The 19,372-nt window shown below is 33.9% G+C and carries 16 protein-coding genes; 8 read left to right on the top strand and 8 right to left on the bottom strand.

Going from position 1 to position 19,372, the window contains the following annotated elements; translation table 11 throughout:
* Positions 1-34: 34 nt before the first annotated feature.
* Together ACTG3Y_RS10535 and ACTG3Y_RS10530 are read left to right on the top strand one after the other, a co-directional pair.
* Positions 35-592 carry a sigma-70 family RNA polymerase sigma factor gene (locus ACTG3Y_RS10535; RefSeq protein WP_439152887.1) on the top strand — a complete coding sequence of 186 codons (558 nt, stop codon included), beginning with the start codon at positions 35-37 and terminating at the stop codon, positions 590-592.
* Positions 592-849, top strand: a complete 258-nt coding sequence (locus ACTG3Y_RS10530) for a hypothetical protein (RefSeq protein ID WP_439152886.1) — start codon at positions 592-594, stop codon at positions 847-849. The genes ACTG3Y_RS10535 and ACTG3Y_RS10530 overlap by 1 nt, the downstream gene beginning before the upstream one ends.
* Here the strand turns inward: ACTG3Y_RS10530 and ACTG3Y_RS10525 are convergent.
* On the bottom strand, positions 832-1,665 hold the full coding sequence (locus tag ACTG3Y_RS10525; RefSeq protein WP_439152885.1) for a hypothetical protein: 834 nt from the start codon (positions 1,663-1,665) through the stop codon (positions 832-834). The genes ACTG3Y_RS10530 and ACTG3Y_RS10525 overlap by 18 nt on opposite strands.
* Positions 1,666-1,787: 122 nt before the next feature.
* On the opposite strand from ACTG3Y_RS10525, the gene gcvP reads away from it, so the two are divergent.
* The 4 genes from gcvP to ACTG3Y_RS10505 all read left to right on the top strand — a co-directional run bounded on the left by gcvP (position 1,788) and on the right by ACTG3Y_RS10505 (position 7,249).
* Positions 1,788-4,637 carry an aminomethyl-transferring glycine dehydrogenase gene (gene gcvP / locus ACTG3Y_RS10520; RefSeq protein WP_439152884.1) on the top strand — a complete coding sequence of 950 codons (2,850 nt, stop codon included), beginning with the start codon at positions 1,788-1,790 and terminating at the stop codon, positions 4,635-4,637.
* 131 nt (positions 4,638-4,768) lie between these two features.
* Positions 4,769-5,824 carry a 3-oxoacyl-ACP synthase III family protein gene (locus ACTG3Y_RS10515; protein WP_439152883.1) on the top strand — a complete coding sequence of 352 codons (1,056 nt, stop codon included), beginning with the start codon at positions 4,769-4,771 and terminating at the stop codon, positions 5,822-5,824.
* Between the two features lie 30 nt (positions 5,825-5,854).
* Complete coding sequence (locus ACTG3Y_RS10510) at positions 5,855-6,376, top strand: methyltransferase (RefSeq protein ID WP_439152882.1); 522 nt, start codon at positions 5,855-5,857, stop codon at positions 6,374-6,376.
* Positions 6,377-6,400: 24 nt separating this feature from the next.
* Positions 6,401-7,249 carry a glycosyltransferase family 2 protein gene (locus tag ACTG3Y_RS10505; protein WP_439152881.1) on the top strand — a complete coding sequence of 283 codons (849 nt, stop codon included), beginning with the start codon at positions 6,401-6,403 and terminating at the stop codon, positions 7,247-7,249.
* On the opposite strand, the gene pafA is transcribed toward ACTG3Y_RS10505, so the two are convergent.
* Entirely contained in the window at positions 7,246-8,913 is a 1,668-nt protein-coding gene (gene pafA, locus ACTG3Y_RS10500) for an alkaline phosphatase PafA (protein ID WP_439152880.1), read from the bottom strand. The two genes, ACTG3Y_RS10505 and pafA, sit on opposite strands and share 4 nt — an antisense overlap.
* 113 nt (positions 8,914-9,026) lie before the next feature.
* Here pafA and ACTG3Y_RS10495 point away from each other — a divergent pair, with 113 nt between their 5' ends.
* The gene (locus ACTG3Y_RS10495; RefSeq protein WP_439152879.1) at positions 9,027-9,764 is read left to right on the top strand and encodes an MlaE family ABC transporter permease; all 738 of its coding nucleotides are present in this window, start codon (positions 9,027-9,029) and stop codon (positions 9,762-9,764) included.
* Positions 9,764-10,531, top strand: coding sequence for an ABC transporter ATP-binding protein (locus ACTG3Y_RS10490; RefSeq protein WP_439152878.1), 768 nt, complete (start codon positions 9,764-9,766; stop codon positions 10,529-10,531). Before ACTG3Y_RS10495 ends, ACTG3Y_RS10490 begins: the two co-directional genes overlap by 1 nt.
* A gap of 5 nt (positions 10,532-10,536) precedes the next feature.
* Here the strand turns inward: ACTG3Y_RS10490 and ACTG3Y_RS10485 are convergent, their stop codons facing one another.
* The 6 genes from ACTG3Y_RS10485 to ACTG3Y_RS10460 are packed head-to-tail and all read right to left on the bottom strand — an operon-like array spanning position 10,537 to position 19,168.
* A complete protein-coding gene (locus ACTG3Y_RS10485) occupies positions 10,537-12,075 on the bottom strand; it encodes a DUF389 domain-containing protein (RefSeq protein ID WP_439152877.1) in 1,539 nt (512 codons plus the stop codon).
* 3 nt (positions 12,076-12,078) lie between these two features.
* Positions 12,079-13,161 (bottom strand): mannose-1-phosphate guanylyltransferase, encoded by a 1,083-nt coding sequence (locus ACTG3Y_RS10480; protein ID WP_439152876.1) that lies wholly within the window; start codon positions 13,159-13,161, stop codon positions 12,079-12,081.
* Positions 13,158-13,757 (bottom strand): SprT-like domain-containing protein, encoded by a 600-nt coding sequence (locus tag ACTG3Y_RS10475; RefSeq protein ID WP_439152875.1) that lies wholly within the window; start codon positions 13,755-13,757, stop codon positions 13,158-13,160. The genes ACTG3Y_RS10480 and ACTG3Y_RS10475 overlap by 4 nt, the downstream gene beginning before the upstream one ends.
* A 20-nt stretch (positions 13,758-13,777) precedes the next feature.
* Entirely contained in the window at positions 13,778-17,809 is a 4,032-nt protein-coding gene (locus ACTG3Y_RS10470) for an FG-GAP-like repeat-containing protein (RefSeq protein ID WP_439152874.1), read from the bottom strand.
* Positions 17,810-17,842: 33 nt separating this feature from the next.
* Positions 17,843-18,484 (bottom strand): HAD family hydrolase, encoded by a 642-nt coding sequence (locus tag ACTG3Y_RS10465; RefSeq protein ID WP_439152873.1) that lies wholly within the window; start codon positions 18,482-18,484, stop codon positions 17,843-17,845.
* The gene (locus ACTG3Y_RS10460; RefSeq protein ID WP_439152872.1) at positions 18,485-19,168 is read right to left on the bottom strand and encodes an SDR family NAD(P)-dependent oxidoreductase; all 684 of its coding nucleotides are present in this window, start codon (positions 19,166-19,168) and stop codon (positions 18,485-18,487) included. It abuts the gene before it with no gap.
* Positions 19,169-19,372: the final 204 nt, after the last annotated feature.

The following is a 19,372-nucleotide window of genomic DNA, read 5'->3' as shown; positions in this document are numbered from 1 at the left end:
TAGCTTATTTTTGAGTAAGCAATGATTAAGAAAAATGGCTAAGCATCAATTATACCCAAATAACTGGATCAATCAATATTCAGATTATTTGTTTAATTACACAATTACTCGCGTTAGTGATAGAGTAATTGCCCAAGATTTGGTGTCTGAAACTTTTTTGGCAGGATTAAAATCCATGGCAAATTTTAAAGGTAAAGCTAGCGAACGTACATGGTTGATTTCTATCTTAAAACGAAAAATTATTGACCATTATCGTAGACTAAATTCTAATAAAGGCAAAGCTGAAGTTAGAATGAGTTATAATAGTGATACAGAAGCCCAAGGTGATTGGTTAGAAGAACGTGTAGCCGATCCATTTGATAAAACAGCTGAAGATACTTTAGTGAATTCTGAGTTGGGTGATGCTATTTACGATTGTTTGGATAAATTACCAGAAAAGCAAGCAGATGTATTTAAAATGAAAACCATTTTAGGTTATGATACAGAAACTATTTGTAATGAATTGAATATAACTGCGTCTAACCTTTGGGTAATTATACATAGAGCACGTACTGCTCTGGCTGAGTGTATGGAAAATAATTGGTTTAAATAATGAAAAAAAGTTTCTTATTTATAAGCTGCGATGAGGCTAAACACATTTGTGACAAATCGCAATATGGTGAAGCTACCATTTGGGAAATATTTAAGCTCAAACTTCGCTTATCCTGGTGTCATATCTCAAAATCCTATTCCAATCAAAATAAAAAGTTAACGGAAATTGTAGAAAAATCTAAGGTTGAATGCCTTAAAAGCAACGAACGCTCCAAAATACAGAAACAATTCGAAAAAGAATTAACTAAGCGTCAATAATATAATTAGCCAAAATATTGGAATACTTTCCACCCAAAATGCACTATAATACTTAGATTGATTTTTATTTGAGAAAATAAAAAATAATAAGGAAACAAAAGTTATTATTAACGTTGAAATAATTGAAAAACTATCTATTTCGTCCTTAAAATATTCCAGAATAAAAAACAACATGAATAATGATACACCTATAATTTTAGTTTTTTTAATTCCTATTCTTTGTGGTATTGTACCAAGCTTTATACTGTCGTAAATTAGGTCTCTTATTTCAAACGGTAACATTAATGCCATTACTAAAATAAAACGCTGAATTGTCGTAATTACTACATCTGTATTAATTTCAATACCTAATTCAATTAAGGGTAGAAAGACTGTTGTAAAAGCCCAAACCAAAGCAATCACATAAATTTTTAAACCACTAATCTGTCTTAAATTTTTCTGACTATCTCTAAAATACCGCATTGGCAACAAAGGTACTGCGTATAGAAAAGTAATAATTCCGAAAACCGATAAATAAACTAGTGTAATGGTTTTTAACTGTAAAGCATAATAACACATAGCAACAAAAGCTAATAATGAAAATATTTGAATGGTCTTTAACCAACCTGCCAGACTTCTATGATGAAATTTGGCAACACCAAAATATTTCACAAAATTATAACCTGTTATTGTGGCATAAAACACAAAATAGAGCACATCCTCATTGTATTCCATTCCAAATTGAAGTAGTGTAATCCAAGTAAGTGCATAAACTGCTAAAGCCACATGAATACTACTATTAATATAAAAATTAAGAATTCGATTTAAGACCTTCACTCTACAAAAGTAACTATTGTGTTAATAACCCTGAATTTCGGTTAAAAACTTTAGTTTTCATTAACTAAAAAAAAGGGGTAAATCCGTATTTTTGCATATCAAAAAAATTAGCAGAATAAAGAATGGATACAACCTCATTTGCACTAAGACATATTGGCCCGAATTCAGACGAACAAAAAGCCATGCTAAACACCATCGGTGTTACGAGTATCGAACAATTAGTTTCAGAAACTATACCAGCAGGAATACGCCTTAAAAAAGATTTAGACCTTGAACCTGCCTTAGGTGAGCAAGAATATTTAAATCATATCTATAAACTGTCTCAGCTCAATAAAATATTCAAATCCTATATTGGCTTAGGCTATCATCCAGCTAATCTTCCTGCTGTTATTCAGCGTAATATTTTAGAAAACCCAGGATGGTACACGGCATACACTCCATACCAGGCAGAAATTGCTCAAGGGAGGTTAGAAGCATTGTTAAATTTCCAAACCATGGTCATAGATCTTACAGGAATGGAAATTGCTAATGCATCCTTACTAGATGAAAGTACTGCTGCAGCTGAAGCTATGAGCTTACTTTACGCTGTTAGAGATAGAGCTCAGAAAAAAGCTGGTGTCAATAAGTTTTTTGTATCAGATTTAGTGTTACCACAAACCATAGCATTATTAGAAACCAGAGCAACTCCAATCGGAATTGAGCTAGTGATTGGTAATGAGGCCCAATTTAACCTTAGTGAGGAGTTTTTTGGAGCGCTTTTACAGTATCCTGGAAAAAATGGTCAGATTACTAATATTAAAGCATTTATTGAAAAAGCTAAAGTCTCTAATATTAAAGTTGCTGTGGCAGCTGATATTTTAAGCCTTATTAAGCTAGAAGCTCCAGGTAAATTCGGAGCTGATGTCGTATTAGGTTCGACACAGCGATTTGGTATCCCGATGGGATATGGAGGACCACATGCCGCATATTTTGCAACTAAAGAAGCGTTTAAAAGAGATGTCCCTGGTCGAATTATTGGTGTAACCAAAGATACCAATGGAAATCGTGCGTTACGTATGGCTCTACAAACCAGAGAGCAACACATCAAGAGAGATAGAGCAACATCTAATATTTGTACAGCACAAGTTCTATTAGCAGTTATGGCTGGAATGTATGCTGTTTTTCATGGTCCTAAAGGCTTATCCTTTATTGCTAATAAAGTACATAAAACAGCAACTACGTTAGCTGATGCATTAAAAAGTTTAGGGTTAGAGCAAGCAAATACGCACTATTTTGATACTATTAAAATAAAAGCAGATCCTGTTAAGGTAAAATATGAAGCAGAAAAAAAAGAAGTTAACTTTTATTATCCAGATAATAATACCGTAACTATTTCTGTAAATGAAACTACAACTATTGAAGACCTCAACGAAATAATTTCAATTTTTGAAGAAGTAACAGAACAAAAAGGAGAGAAGATAACAGCTATTTCAGAGACAGATACAATTCCTAATGAATTAAAAAGGCAATCTAAATTTTTAAATTATGATGTCTTTAACTCTTACCACTCTGAAACAGAATTAATGCGTTATATCAAACGTTTAGAACGTAAAGATTTAGCCTTAAATCATTCAATGATTTCTCTTGGTTCTTGTACGATGAAATTAAATGCAGCAGCTGAAATGTTACCCTTAAGTTGGAGCAGCTGGGGAAATATGCATCCTTTTGCACCAGCAAACCAAGCAGCAGGTTATAAATTAATGCTAAACGCTTTAGAAAATCAACTTACAGAAATTACTGGTTTTGCAGCAACATCCTTGCAACCGAATTCTGGAGCACAAGGTGAGTTTGCCGGACTTATGGTTATAAAAGCATATCACGAATCTCGCGGAGATCATCATCGTAATATTTGCTTAATTCCATCATCTGCTCATGGTACTAATCCAGCAAGTGCAGTTATGGCTGGTATGAAAGTAGTCGTAACAAAAGCTTCTGATGACGGAAATATAGATGTGGATGATTTAAGAGAAAAAGCAGAACTACATAAAGATAACTTATCAGCTCTAATGGTAACGTATCCGTCAACACATGGTGTTTATGAATCTGCTATTAAAGAAATAACACAGATCATCCACGATAATGGAGGTCAGGTGTATATGGATGGTGCCAATATGAATGCGCAAGTAGGTTTAACAAATCCGGGAAATATAGGTGCAGATGTATGTCATCTCAATTTGCATAAAACTTTTGCCATACCTCATGGTGGTGGTGGACCAGGAGTTGGACCAATATGTGTGGCTAAACAATTAGTCCCTTTTTTACCAGGAAATCCAATTGTAAAAACAGGAGGGCATCAAGCAATATCTGCAATTTCGGCAGCACCTTTCGGATCTTCTCTAGCCTGTATAATTTCTTATGGCTATATAAAAATACTTGGCTCAAAAGGCTTAAAAAAAGCTACTGAAGTTGCTATCTTAAATGCAAATTACATTAAGGAGCGATTAGAAGGCTACTACCCTACGCTGTACACAGGAGAAAATGGTCGAGCAGCGCACGAAATGATTATAGATTGTCGTGACTTTAAAGTAAAAGGAATAGAAGTCACAGATATTGCCAAGCGTTTAATAGATTATGGATTTCATGCGCCTACGGTATCTTTTCCAGTTGCAGGTACTATGATGATTGAGCCTACCGAAAGTGAAAGTAAAGCAGAAATGGATCGTTTTTGTGATGCTATGATCTCGATTCGAAAAGAAATTGACTCAGTTAGTAAGGATGAACCTAATAATATGTTGAAAAATGCACCACATACCTTAGGTATGTTAACCTCAGACGAGTGGTTATTACCTTACACAAGAGAGGCAGCAGCTTTTCCATTAAACTATGTTAGAGATAACAAATTTTGGCCAAGTGTAAGACGCGTAGACGATGCTTATGGTGATAGAAATTTAATGTGTAGCTGTGCTCCTATTGCCGACTTTATAGAAGCATAGTTTAAGTTATTTTAAGAATTTTATCAATTTATTACGAATTCTTTAAAAATATGTGGTTTTAAAAGACTAAAAACAGAAATCTCTTTTATATTAATTAGATTAGTAATCTCAGACATCGAAAGTACATAACTATGGGAATTAGAATAACAGGAACAGGAAGTTATATTCCAAACAGTATTGAAAAGAATGAAGACTTTCATGAGCATGAATTTTTAAATGCAGATGGCTCTTCAATCGATCATCCTAATGAAGTTATTGTCGATAAGTTTAAAGCTATAACAGGTATTGTAGAACGCAGATATGCGGACGGTCAATTAACATCGTCCGACATTGGTTTTCTTGCAGCGCAAAAAGCTATAGAGGATGCCAATATAGATCCTGAGGAATTAGACTACATTATTTGTGCTCATAACTTTGGTGACGTTAAAGCTAACACTGTTCAAAGTGATATTTTACCGTGTCTTGCATCCAGAGTAAAGCACAGTTTACGAATTAAAAACCCTAAATGTGTCGCCTATGATATTTTGTTTGGATGCCCTGGATGGATTGAAGGTGTTATTCAAGCTCAAGCTTTTATCAAAGCCGGAATGGCAAAAAAATGTTTGGTTATTGGCTCCGAAACTTTATCTCGCGTAGTAGATAAACATGATAGAGATTCTATGATTTATTCTGATGGTGCAGGTGCAACTATTGTTGAAGAAACCGAAGAAGAAGGTATATTAACTTACGAAACAGCAAGTTTCACCTATGATGAAGCTTATTATTTATATTTCGGAAAGTCAAATAATCAAGAGCTTAGCAAAGACACACGTTATATAAAAATGCATGGCCGAAAAATCTATGAGTTTGCCTTAAACAACGTTCCACAGGCCATGAAAACTTGTTTAGATAAAAGTGGTATTGATATTTCTGAGGTGAAAAAAATTCTAATTCACCAGGCCAATGAAAAGATGGATGAAGCAATTATTAAGCGCTTTTATAAACTGTATAAAACTCCAGAACCAGAAGGCGTAATGCCAATGAGCATTCATAAACTAGGAAATAGTTCTGTAGCTACTGTACCTACGCTTTTTGATTTAATTAGAAAGAAAATGTTAGAAGGTCATACCATCTCTAAAGGTGATGTTATTATATTTGCTAGTGTCGGCGCAGGTATGCACGTTAACGCCATAGTTTACAGATATTAAAATAAATTCTCGTATTTACGAGACGTGAATATGTACGAGAAGGCTTTTCCTAATAAACGATTTAAACACACGCTACAATTTTTAAAGCGTCATGTCTCAACTACTGAATCTATTTTAGATTTAGGTGTTGAAAATCCATTTTCAGAAATAATGATTTCGGAAGGCTACAAAGTCGTGAATACCATTGGTGAAGACTTAGATGAAGATAGATCGGCCATAGAAAATTCATCAGCAGATGTAGTTACAGCCTTTGAGATCTTTGAACATCTATTGTCTCCTTATGAAGTGTTAAAATCTATAAAGTCTGATAAAATTCTTATTAGCGTGCCACTTAGATTATGGTTTTCTTCTGCGTACAGAAGTAAAACTGACATGAGAGATAGACACTATCATGAATTTGAAGATTGGCAACTGAATTGGCTCTTAGAAAAAACCGATTGGGTTATTAAAGATAGAGAAAAATGGACGAATCCTATTAAAAAACTAGGAATTAGACCTATCCTCAGAAGGTTTACACCAAGATATTATATTGTATATGCAGAAAGAGCTTAACTTTGAGTAAATAGCATTTCAATTTTGAATTTCTACATTATCATACCTGCACACAACGAAGAAGCTTACATCGGTAAGACTTTACAATCTTTAATTCAGCAAACAAAGTCTCCTAAGCAGGTGGTTGTTGTGAACGACAACTCTACAGACAACACCCAATCTATCGCTGAAGACTATGCAACAAAATATCCTTGGATTTCTGTAATTAATTCTAAATCGTCAAATAAACATATACCTGGTTCAAAAATTGTCAATGCTTTCTATAAAGGTCTGGAATCTTTGGATGGTAATTATGATGTGATTTGTAAGTTTGATGCAGATTTAATTTTTCCTAAAAATTATTTAGAAGTCCTATCATGTCATTTTCATACTAATAATAAACTAGGTATGGCGAGCGGTTTTTGCTACATAGAAAAAAAAGGCGATTGGGTTTTAGAAAACCTCACCAATATAGATCATATACGAGGTGCTTTAAAAGCTTACAGAAAAGATTGCTTTAATCAAATAGGAAAACTGAAACGCTCAATGGGTTGGGATACTGTTGATGAGCTTTTGGCAAAATACTACGGCTGGGAAATACTTACCGATGAATCACTACATGTAAAACACCTTAAACCAACAGGGAATTCTTATAACAAAGATTCTAAATACTTGCAAGGTGAAGCAATGTATAAAATGCGTTATGGCTTTATGATTACTCTTATTTCGGCATTAAAACTTGCTTTGAAAAAGAAAAGCCTTCGCTTATTTAAAGACTATATATCTGGTTACTTTAAAGCCAAATCTCATAATATAGATTTTCTAGTATCTGAAGAGGAAGGTATATTTATTAGAAACCTAAGATGGAAAGGGGTATTAAAAAAGTTCTACTAATCTAATACAAAACCCAAAGGTTGACCTGTTGCTCCATTAGGAAAGCTAATACCCAATAAAGCAGAAATCGTAGGTGCAATATCTGGTATTACCGTTTTATTGTATGTTTCACCCTTTTTTATACCTGCTCCAAAGAACAGCAATGGCACATGTGTATCATAATTTAATCCACTACCATGTGTAGAGCCTGTTTTACTATAAGCTATATGAGCAATATCATCGACCACAATCACATCACCAGATCGTTTTTGGTTATAGCCATTTTGTAATAACGCTTCAATACCTGTTGTAAAATTAGTACTATTCATTGCTGTGGCTGTGTACACTTTAGCGATATTAGGGTAACTAATTTGCTCATCAACTAATGCTTGTTCAACGTCATGTATATTTAATCCTAATTCCTTTAGTTTCTCTTTGTTAAAAAATATTTGATTATTACTCACATTTTCTACCACATTCTTAGTACCATAAGTCGTTTCTAAAAAATTTGTAAAGCGATTTTTTCTGTCATTATAATCCAAGTAGCCTGCTGGAATTTTAACCGATTGCAAATAAGCTGGCACATCCACAGCACCATGGTCTGCTGTTAAAAATACCGTATACTTTCCTTCACCAACATTTTCATCTAAATATTTAAATAGACGATCTAAATCTCTGTCTAATCTTATATAGGTATCTTGTCCTTCCTTAGAATTCACACCAAAATTATGACCCACATAATCCGTGCTCGAAAAACTAACTGCTAATACATCTGTGTCGTTGTCCTGACCAAGTGATTCACCCTTGATTGCTGCCATAGCAAAATCTACGGTAAGACTATTTCCGTAAGCTGTTGCTTTTAATATATCAAAATCATTATTCTTAGATTTTAATTCTGCTAAATTATATGGAAAAGTAGCTGTCTCTTTGCCATCAAAACCACGTTCAAAATTATTAAGATCATCTCCACTTTCTACATAAGTTTCTATTGGTAGATAGGTGTCCCAATCCTTAAAATAAACTTCAGCTGCATCAGAAGCATTAAAATCCTTTACCCATTGCGGTAAATCTTCTCTATAGAAGGTACTAGTTATCCATACACCTTCATCTTTTCCATGAAACCAGTACGCCGCATTTGCAGTGTGACCCGCTGGTAAAATTGCACCTCTATCTTTTATAGCAATACCAATGCTTTTGCCACGCATTTGAGTGAATAATCTGTTTTCATCTGCAAAGCTCGTGGTTAACATTCTTTGTGGTGACATTTTTCCTGCATCACTTTCTGTTCCTACTGACGCTACTGAATCGTCTTGTGCGCAATACACGGTTTCTTTAATCTCTTTGTCGTACCAATTATTAGAAATCACACCATGGTATTTAGGCGTTGTCCCTGTGTAAACTGAGGCGTGTCCTGGACCCGTGTAGGTAGGCACATAATTAAAATGATTGTTTTTACAGTTAAATCCTTCCTGCATCATGCGTTTAAAACCACCTTCACCAAACTTATTTTCAAAGCGTGTTAAGTAGTCATATCGCATCTGGTCTACAACAATCCCTACAATAAGTTTTGGTTTAACATTCGTTTCAGCTTCGGTGATTTTTGTAGCTGGAATTATAGTTTTTTCCTGTGAACCACAAGAAAAAAAGAATATTAGTGACGCTATAAGTGATAAGAGTTTCTTCATTTTTATTTTAAGCTTATTAATCGTTTCAAAAATACGGTTTTTAGAATATCTTAATTTAAATTAACATTAATAAACTAATCATTTTTCATAATTTTGCGTTAAGAAATTCTTGCATGAAGTACCTTCATAATATTGGCGTATACTTTATAATGATTAAAGATATATTTCGCAAACCAACAAAATGGTCTGTGATGAAAACTTTAATACTTAAAGATATTGATGACCTTATTATTGGTTCTTTAGGAATAGTAGCATTTATTGCCTTTTTTGTTGGTGGAGTTGTTGCCATACAAACGTCCTTAAATATTAGTAACCCTTTAATTCCAAAATATCTTGTTGGTTTTGCAACACGTCAGTCTATTATATTAGAATTCGCACCTACATTTATATCTATTATTATGGCAGGTAAAGTTGGCTCCTTTATAACATCTAGTATTGGTACTATGAGAGTAACGGAACAAATAGATGCTCTCGAGGTTATGGGAATAAATGCCATTAATTATCTGGTGTTTCCGAAATTTATCTCCTTAATGTTATATCCTTTTATTATATCAATTGCCATGTTTCTTGGTATTTTAGGAGGCTTAGTTGCTTGTGTATATGGTGGCTACGGATCATTTGAAGATTATATTGAAGGTGTACAGACAGATTTTATAGTTTTCCACATGATATATGCCTTTATAAAAACAATGGTATTTGCTATTATACTTGCCACTATACCATCATATTACGGATATTTTATGAAAGGTGGAGCTTTAGAAGTTGGTAAAGCCAGTACCACATCTTTTGTTTGGACAAGTGTTGTTATTATATTACTCAACTTTTTACTAACCAGTTTGTTACTAGGCTAATGATAGAAGTTAAAGACTTACATAAATCATTTGGTGATGCTCATATCTTAAAAGGCATCTCTACCTCGTTTGATAAAGGGAAAACAAACCTCATTATTGGACAAAGTGGTTCTGGTAAAACAGTATTTTTAAAATGCTTACTCGGCTTGTTTCAATTTGAACAAGGTGTCATTTCGTACGATGGAAAGGTCTTTAGTAAATTAACACGTAATGAAAGAACAGATCTACGATCTAAAATAGGTATGGTATTTCAAGGAAGCGCTTTGTTTGATTCTATGACGATTGCAGAAAACGTCATGTTTCCATTACGGATGTTTACTAAACAAAGTAAAAGTGAAATGGAGGACCGCGTGAATTCAGTATTAAAACGTGTGAATTTAGAAGGGTCTAATCATAAAATGCCAAGTGAAGCCTCTGGAGGTATGCAAAAACGTGTAGCCATTGCAAGAGCTATCGTAAATAATCCTAAATACCTTTTTTGTGATGAACCAAACTCAGGATTAGATCCTAAGACGGCCATTGTCATTGATAATTTAATACAAGAAATTACAGACGAATATCAAATTACCACTGTTATTAATTCACACGATATGAATTCTGTGATAGAAATTGGTGAAAAAATAGTCTTCTTAAAAGATGGTATTAAAGCATGGGAAGGCTCTAAAGAAACCATCTTTAGAACAGATAATGAAGCTGTAACTAATTTTGTTTATTCTTCTGAATTATTTAAGAAAGTCCGTAAAATGTATATTGAAGAAAACCAATAACAGCTTTATTTGAGCTGCTTTACGACCAAGGTATCCTTCTTCAGTTTTACTTTTAGCCACTCACCTATTTTTTTTGAATCCTTAACAATAGACTCTGGTGTTGCCAATGAATCATTCCACTTAAATGAAAATACAGAAAGCGTATCTATCTTTGAAAAATTTGAACGAATCTCTTTAGCATAACTAATAGCCTCTAAATTCTCATAATTGATTTTTGCTTCTTGTATGACTTCTTCAAACGGAATTTGATCTTTCTCTAATCTAGATAAAACACGTACTCTATCTTCTAAATACGAAATTTTTTGTCCTTGTGATAATAAATCTAAAGAGTCTCTGGTTCTTAACTCTTCCATATACTCTAAGTTATTAATAGCTCTATTCTTAACCTGGTTAATAGACAACTTAGTATTTGTTAATGCTGCATAATCAGGATCATTGAATCTAGCCTCCAGTAACTTTCTGGTATCTTCAGAAATTTCATCAGTACCAAAAGGTATAAGCTCTATAATAGACTCACCATTTGGATCATAAATAGGATTAGCATTTTTCTTAATGTAGTTTGCATTAGGAAGCGTTTCTAATTCATTATTGATGAAAGCTTTCGCTGCTGATTGAAATCTGCTCTTCCTAAGTACATCAACAAATGTAAATGCAGCAGGTATCATAACAATAATGGCAAGGACAGATGCTATTCTTGCAATACGCTTTCGTTTTGCAGAATTTGCATATTTGAGCATTGGAAAACGTAATACCTTTAAAACCATAAAAGTTGCCAAAGCAATAAAAATAGTATTGATTGAAAATAAATACATTGCGCCCAAGGCATAATCTAAACCAGTAACGATTTCACCCTGCATATTAACAGCTGTCTCTCCGGTTAAGGCTTTTGCTAATCCATATCCAGCAGTACATAGTGGTGGCATTAATGCAGTGGCGATTGCGACTCCAAATATTACAGAAGCTATAGTTCCTTTCTTAGTGCGCGCAATGATTAAAGCAAGTCCACCAAAAAAAGCGATCAATACATCTCGAATATCTGGACTTGTTCTACCGAGTAATTCAGAGGTGTCCTCACTTAACGGAAAAAGATAAAAGAATAAAAATGCCGTTATTAAACTTAAGACAATCATTGTCACCAAATTAATCATGGAGCGCCTTAAAGTGTCAACATCATTTACAGCAATAGACATTCCTACACCCAAAATTGGACCCATAAGAGGCGAAATTAACATAGCACCAATAACTACTGCAGTAGAATCAGCATTAAGCCCTATAGAAGCCACAAATATGGAACATATTAATATCCATGCCGTTGCACCTTTAAACGAAATGTCATTTTTTATGGCTTCAATTGTAGCATCTCTATCTGTATCTTCTCTAAAATCCAGAAGCTCACTTAGAAATGTTTTGATACTAACAAATAGACCTTGAGCATCCTTACGTACTGCTTCTTTCTTCTTCTCAACAGCACCCTCCTTATTCATTTCATTCGTCATTTGCGAATTCTCGTCTTCAGAAAAATTGAATTTATTTTCGTCACTCATACTTTAACCGTATTCTTCTCCAAAATTAGCTTTCACATTTTGAAGCACTTTTTTAATATCTTGTTCTTTAGTCTTAGGAAAGATAAGTAAAACTTCGTCTTTATCTACAATTATATAATCCTTTAGTCCATCAACAACGACAATTTTATCTTTTTTAGATCGTATCATGTTGCCTGATGCATCCTCTAAGAGAGTCTTAGAATTTACTACTGCATTGTTGTTTTGATCTTTACCTAACTTATCATATAGACTTCCCCAGGTACCAAGGTCGTTCCAATCGAAAGTTGCCGGAATAACAAAAACATTATCACTTTTCTCCATGATAGCGTAATCTACTGAGATGTTGTCTGCCTTGCTATAATTGTCTCTAATGAAATCATCCTCAAACTCTGTATTATAGGTACTATAGCCACTTTTAAAAAGCTCATATAATTCAGGCTGATTAGTTTTAAAGGTATTTAAAACTGTTTTTACACTCCACATAAAAATACCAGCGTTCCACAAAAAGTTACCTTGTTTTAAAAAACTTTTAGCCGTTTCATAATCGGGCTTTTCTCTAAATTGATCTACGGGTTTAATTTTGTTATTAGAAGAGTTATTATATTCTATATAACCATATCCAGTATTAGGGAAAGTTGGCGCAATCCCTAAAGTCATTAACGCGTCATTAGATTCGCAAAACTCAAATGCTGTTTGTACATTATTTGTAAACTCAGTTTCATCTTCAATCCAATGGTCACTTGGTGCAACAATCATCACAGCGTTTTCATTCTCTTTCTGAATTTTTAGAGATGCATATAAAATACAAGGTGCTGTATTTCGCATTTCAGGTTCTAGCACTACTTGTCGTTTGGCTACACTTGGTAATTGTTTAAATACCAGATCATTATAGCGCTCATTCGTTAGAATAAATATGTTTTCTTTTGGGATTAAGTTGGCTAGTCTATTAAATGTTTTTTGTATTAAAGTATCACCAGTACCTAACATATCATGGAACTGCTTAGGAAAATCTTGTGTACTTACCGGCCAAAATCTAGATCCTACTCCACCTGCCATTAATATGGCGTAATAATTCTTATTTTTCATTCTTCTATTAATTCTACTTCAGCATTAGGATTAAACAAATATAATTTACCTGTACTAACTTCTACACATTCAAAACGTTTTCTTCTTTTGTTACCTTTTCTAAAGACTTTCCCATTGTAAAGTCTAAAGCTTTGACCCAAAAGTAATTCAAAAACAAAAGACTTATTATTAGGTTCGTTGAATTGCTTTAGAGCTAAGGCGAGTTGCGTATCTGTGTCGCTAGACGCTTTTGGGTTTTTAAAATGATTTGCTAATAATGGCAATAGATCTGCCGGGAAAATATCTGGTCTTAAAAAAGGTAACATTAAATGCTGAAATGTTTGCTTCCATTCTTTTCCATGTGGTTTGATTGACCTTCCAAATTTAGTATAAGCTTCAAAATGGGCAATTTCATGGATTAAGGTAATTAAAAATCTATACCGATTAAGGTTAGAATTGACTGTAATTTGATGTTTACCGTTCGCCAACTGTCTATAATCACCGTGTCTTGTTTTCCGTTCTGATTTTACTTTAACCAAAAGGTGATCTACAGTCAATAATTTTTTAATAAGGTAATGTGATTCACTAGGAAGGAAATCGAAGACTGTTGTTTGCATTTAGACTAAATTAAACTTCGTTAATCTTTAACGACTATCATTTTGGAGTTAGAATTTACTCTTAGTATGTATAAACCTGCTGCAGCAGTTTCAATTTTTATTGAAGTTCTATTACTCTGTTCATCAAAAGATCTACTAATAATATCTATTTTGCGTCCTCTTATATCAAAGACTTCAATAGTGTCTGACTGACTCGTATTGGTAATATTTAGTACTCTATCTGATGTTGGATTAGGATATATAACTTGTTCATTGGTAGTAATCACAGGCGTCTCACCTCTAAAATATGGAACAGCGAAAGTAAATACTTCTTCTGCTACTTCCTGACCAATAAAACGACCAGGTATATCGTCAGCTGGTGGATGGATTCCTCCCCAAATCCTACTTAAACTTGTTTGGTCAGACGCATCTCTATATGTTGCCCATTGTAATACAACATCTTGTGATGGACCTTTCTCAAAAACTAGGAATTCATCTTTTTTAGCAACAAATTCTCCTATACCACCTGGGAAAAATTCACTACCTGTCATCATGGTCATTAATTCTGCTGCTGCTCTCGAATATGTAGAGTGACCAGAAACATAACCTGCGAACGGTGGAGTTACAAATGTCGGTCTTTGATATGGATACCAATTTTCTGCTAATATCCAACCTACACCTGCTTGATCTATTTCAGTATTACTAATAAAATCGTGACCTTTCCATGTGTACAGTTTTATTTTATTAACGTGTTGATTTGCAAAGCCAGCAAGTGGATCTCCTTCTTCTATAACCTCTATATAACCATCTAATAATGGAATTCCTGAAACATTATAATTTTCTAATGATGGATCTGTGCTTTGTCCTCTCTCTGCCATAGAACGTATTGCAGAAATAGGTCTTATATAATCATACCAGCCTTTAACACTCCATGCTGAAACAGCAGAATCATGCATTCCTCCACCCATTATAAAATAAGTTTTTACATCCCATTCTAAAGCATCCAATATGTCACCTTCACCCTGAAAACGTTTTTCAAACTGTGGATGATCATTTACATAGTTTAATAGCGTAAACCAATGACCTGGTGGCGTCTCAGAATCTGGGCCATCTGCCCAAAATTCAGCCAATACTCTGGCATAATCACCTCTAGGAACCATATTTACCTCATATGGACTACCTGTAATTGGATTTAAGGCATGACCATTACTATTTGCACCACCTTCAAAATAGTCATAAAAATCAGGATAGTCGGAATAATTTGATGGGAAGGTACTAATGTCTACATTCCCTATAGAATTTGGCGATATATCCCACATAACCTCATCTCTTGGGTCTAAATGTGCTTGCCAGACTGAAACCATAGTAAAGCCCCATTTATAAGCGTCACTAGCTGCATTATCTTCAGTTAAACTAATGTAAGGTGGATCTGATGGGTCATGATAGACCTGGTACTGGTTACCATCTCTTTCAAAAGTAACCTTATCTTCATCAGTTAAAGCGAAGGTATACACATTTCCCCATTCTGGACTTAAAAAAGAAGGCACATCTTCGCCAATAACGGTTCCTCCCTGATCAATAAAAATATCTAAAGCTAATGGTTGCCATCGATTTGGATCATTAATTGGTGGATTATTACTTGCATCTAATGCATATGGTGCATTCACTGGTTCGTAATAAGCATTGTCGTAACCTGTAGCTTCTCTTGAGCCATCCTGTAAACCATAATCTATTAAGGTTTGCGCTACATAATTTCCTAATGCAGCCGCATTTCCGAATTCGTAAAGTAATGATGTATTTGTAGTGTCATAACCTAATTTATCCATCAATAAGTCAAACCTTGCCTGAGTCTCTTCAACTCCTGGTGAATTTTGAAAACGATGCGACAACAACCTGTACATAGCATAACTAATAGCGCGTTTCTGAGATTCCTCAACGCTTTCAATAAGTACAAATTCCTCTAATTCACTACTAAAATTATTTACTGTATTACCAATAAGGTATGGTGTTGCTTCGTCATCATAAATTGCCCAAATATCATACATAGCAACACTTGAATGGAATAAGTTTCTAGCATGAACTGTTGGTCTGGCAAAGTCATCTCTTATAGCTTCAAGTAAGGCCTCGTTCCATAATCTGGCAATAGATATATCTTCTGGTAAATTATCGGTTCCTAATTCAATATCAAGTGAAACTTCTAAACTTGAACATTGTTCGTCTGATTCAATTATTGATACTTTTCCAGATTCTTCCAAATGCCATTTTACCATAATTGAACTAGTACCCTGACCATTTAAAATTTCACCACCTGTAACTTGCCATGTAGCACTTGAACCATTTGCAATGCTATAACTGTATGTTTCTGTTCTTAAAAAAGAAGACGTTGTATTTCCTATGATAGATTGAGACTCTAAATAAGTACAACTTCCATCATCTAATGTTGCATCAGGGTTATAATTACAAGATACAGGGTCTGTACAACCATAAACTTTCTGACTTGGTTGAATATTAAGCACCACAAAACCTTGTCCTTCGGTGGCTTTAATTGTAGTATTAGAATCTAAATTATTATAAGTTTCAATAAGACCAGAAGGCCACTTTATTTCTAACTCGGATATTGATGTAGCATCATTAAGTCCAAAATGAACTGCTTGAATACTCTGACTTAAAAAACCAACACCCGAATAATAGCGTTTTATGGTTCCGTTGGTTGTAGTTAACGTTAAGGTAGTACCTATAGCATCTCTATTGGAAACTGTACCTTGTAAATGAATTTTAAACCAATTTAAAGTACTTTCGGTATCAAAATTTAGAGTTTTGTTTTCGTAAAATAGAAGGCTCCCATTAGCGTTTGTGACCATTAAATCAAGGTCTCCATCATTATCATAATCAAAATCAACAGCTTCAACACTTAAGGTTTGTGCATTCAATCCTACTTCTACTGAGGCATCTGTAAAACTTGCTTGTCCTTGACTGTGTAAATTTCTGTAATATATGTTCTGCTCAGCTCCTCTTTCTTCAAACTCATAACCATTTACTACAAATAAATCTTCATCTCCATCAAGATCAAAATCAGCAAATCGTGTTCCCCAAGCCCATCCTGTTGCACCAATGCCATAATTATTTGAAGTTTCTGAATAAATATTAGAGCCGTTATTCTCTAAAAGAGCATTTTCATCAATTCCTGTGATAAAAAAATCAAAATCCTGGTCTAAATCAAAATCGCTGATTGCAATTCCCATATCATCAATCATATTATCTAGACCATAAGCTTGTGCAGAATTTACAAATGAAGTACCAGACTGATTTATGTATAAATAGTTAGCATCATCAAAATCATTTGTAACAATCAAATCCATCCATCCATCGTTATTAATATCGAATGGAAATGATGTATAACTATAATTTGCATCTAATTCTGTAAGACCTATATCGGCTGTTACATTTGTAAATGTGCTGTTACCATTATTTCTATATATAGAGTTAGTGTCACATTCATTCCAATCGCTAAAATAGATATCTAAATAACCATCATTATTATAATCAAACCAAGTGGCTCCAGTATTTATACAGTCATTAGACGTTGGTAAGCCTGAAATTCCGGTCACATTTGCAAAGTTTCCATTTCCAAGATTTCTCCAGAGCTGCACTTTTAAAGAATAAGTTAAAAATAAATCTGGAAAGCCGTCATTGTTATAATCGCCCCATGAAGCACTAAATTTAAAACCTTGTTGTGCAAAAGTTTCTTGGGTCTCATCTTCTTCTGTAAGTAAATCTACCAGACCTGACGCTTCAGTAACATCTGTAAAAGAACCATCATTATTATTCCTAAATAAGCGACTAATGCTCGCTAGATTATCTGCAGTATCTATTCCATTAGCTACTACAAATATGTCTAAATCATTATCACCATCATAATCTGCAACTGCTACACCGTTATTTCCCTCTAAAACACTTAATCCCACAACAGAAGCTACGGATTCGAAGTTCTGAGCAATTAATGCAGTATTTGCAAAAAATAAAGAAAAAACAAATGAAAAAAAGACTATTCTTTTGAGTAGATTTTTACTCATATTTCTAATTTTTTATAAATATAAAAATATACATCAATATACGAGTAACTCTTTTAAAATTAACATACTATCAAAGGTTTTTGTAGCCTTATTCTTTAACTCATTATTATAATCATTCGCAGTATAACCAAAAACATCAAACCCACCATTAATTGCGGCTTCCACACCTGTAATACTATCTTCAATCACAACACATTCACTTGTTTTGAATCCAAGACTCTGAGTTGCCCATTGAAAAATAGCAGGATCTGGCTTCCATTTCTGTATGGTATAACAGCTAAAAATATTAGACTGGAAATAATCTATTAGTCCTGTTAATTCTAGATTGAGACGTATTTTTTGTTCTGGTCCACTCGATGCCACACAAAATGGAAGTTCTAAGTTGTCTAATAATTCCTTTACTCCTTCTATTGGTTGAATCTTCTCTTTAAACTTTTGATATGAGCGTTCTCTATATTTTTGTTCTAGATTGGCTGGAACTTCTCTACCAATTAATTCTGCAATTTGAGATGCGCAGTCATTAAATGAGTTTCCTTTAAAATGTCTATAGGCGTATTCTAAATTAATTGATGCGCCCAATTCATTGGCAATATCTACCATTACCTGATTACTTAAAGGCTCGCTATCTACAAGTACTCCATCGCAATCAAAAATGATACACTTGTACCTATACATTTACGGAGTTGAATTAGAAACTTGCAGTACTTTTCCATTGTAATATGTATTACCATTTAATGCAAAACCCTGAATATATGTTGCCATTTCTAGAGCTGATGTTGGTGCTTTATAATCTGGAAAAGCTTCTTCCAACATTTCTGTCTGTACCGCTCCTAATGCTAATACGTTAAATTGCGGACCTGTTTCTTTATATTCTTCGGCAAGTAATTCTGAGAGTGTTATAACGGCTCCTTTGCTAGAGCTATAAGCTGCTAATCCTGGAAACTTCATACTGCCTTGTATTCCACCCATTGAACTTATCGTCACGACATGTCCATCTGTTTTCATAAAAGGTAAAACTATACGTGTCATCTCTGAAACACCGAAAACATTAATTTCATAAACTTTTTTAAAATCATTGAAAGACGTATCTGAAAATGGCTTATTAAGTAGCAAGCCAGCGTTATTTATTAAAATGTCAACGTGCTTCCATTTATCTTGAATAAATTGTTGAACCATACTATAACTTTTTTCATTTGACAAATCAAACGAAAAACATGTCACATTCTGTAATGCTAGGTTGGTGACTGGTTTTGCATTTCTTGATAAGGCTAAAATATTATGACCTTGAGCAGCAAATAATTTTACCAACTCAAAACCAATTCCTCTACTTGTACCTGTAATTATAATATTTTTACTCATCTTTTAATAGGACTTCTTTTGTTTGTGCATTCATCATTCCTTCTAGTGCTGGCACATTTTATTTAAAAAACTCGACATGTGATTGTAATCCATCTTTTCTGCCTCATCATCTACATGGTGATAATAATCGAAGTTAGTAAAATCGAACGTTGAAATAGCGTGCGCAGGTATGTTCAACTCTTTATAAAATGGAAAATTATCCGA

The sequence above is a fragment of the Winogradskyella sp. genome, from assembly GCF_965656915.1.
Taxonomy (GTDB): Bacteria; Bacteroidota; Bacteroidia; order Flavobacteriales; family Flavobacteriaceae; genus Winogradskyella.
Note: the sequence above shows the minus strand (reverse complement) of the source record. Positions and strands in the feature narration are given on the sequence as shown.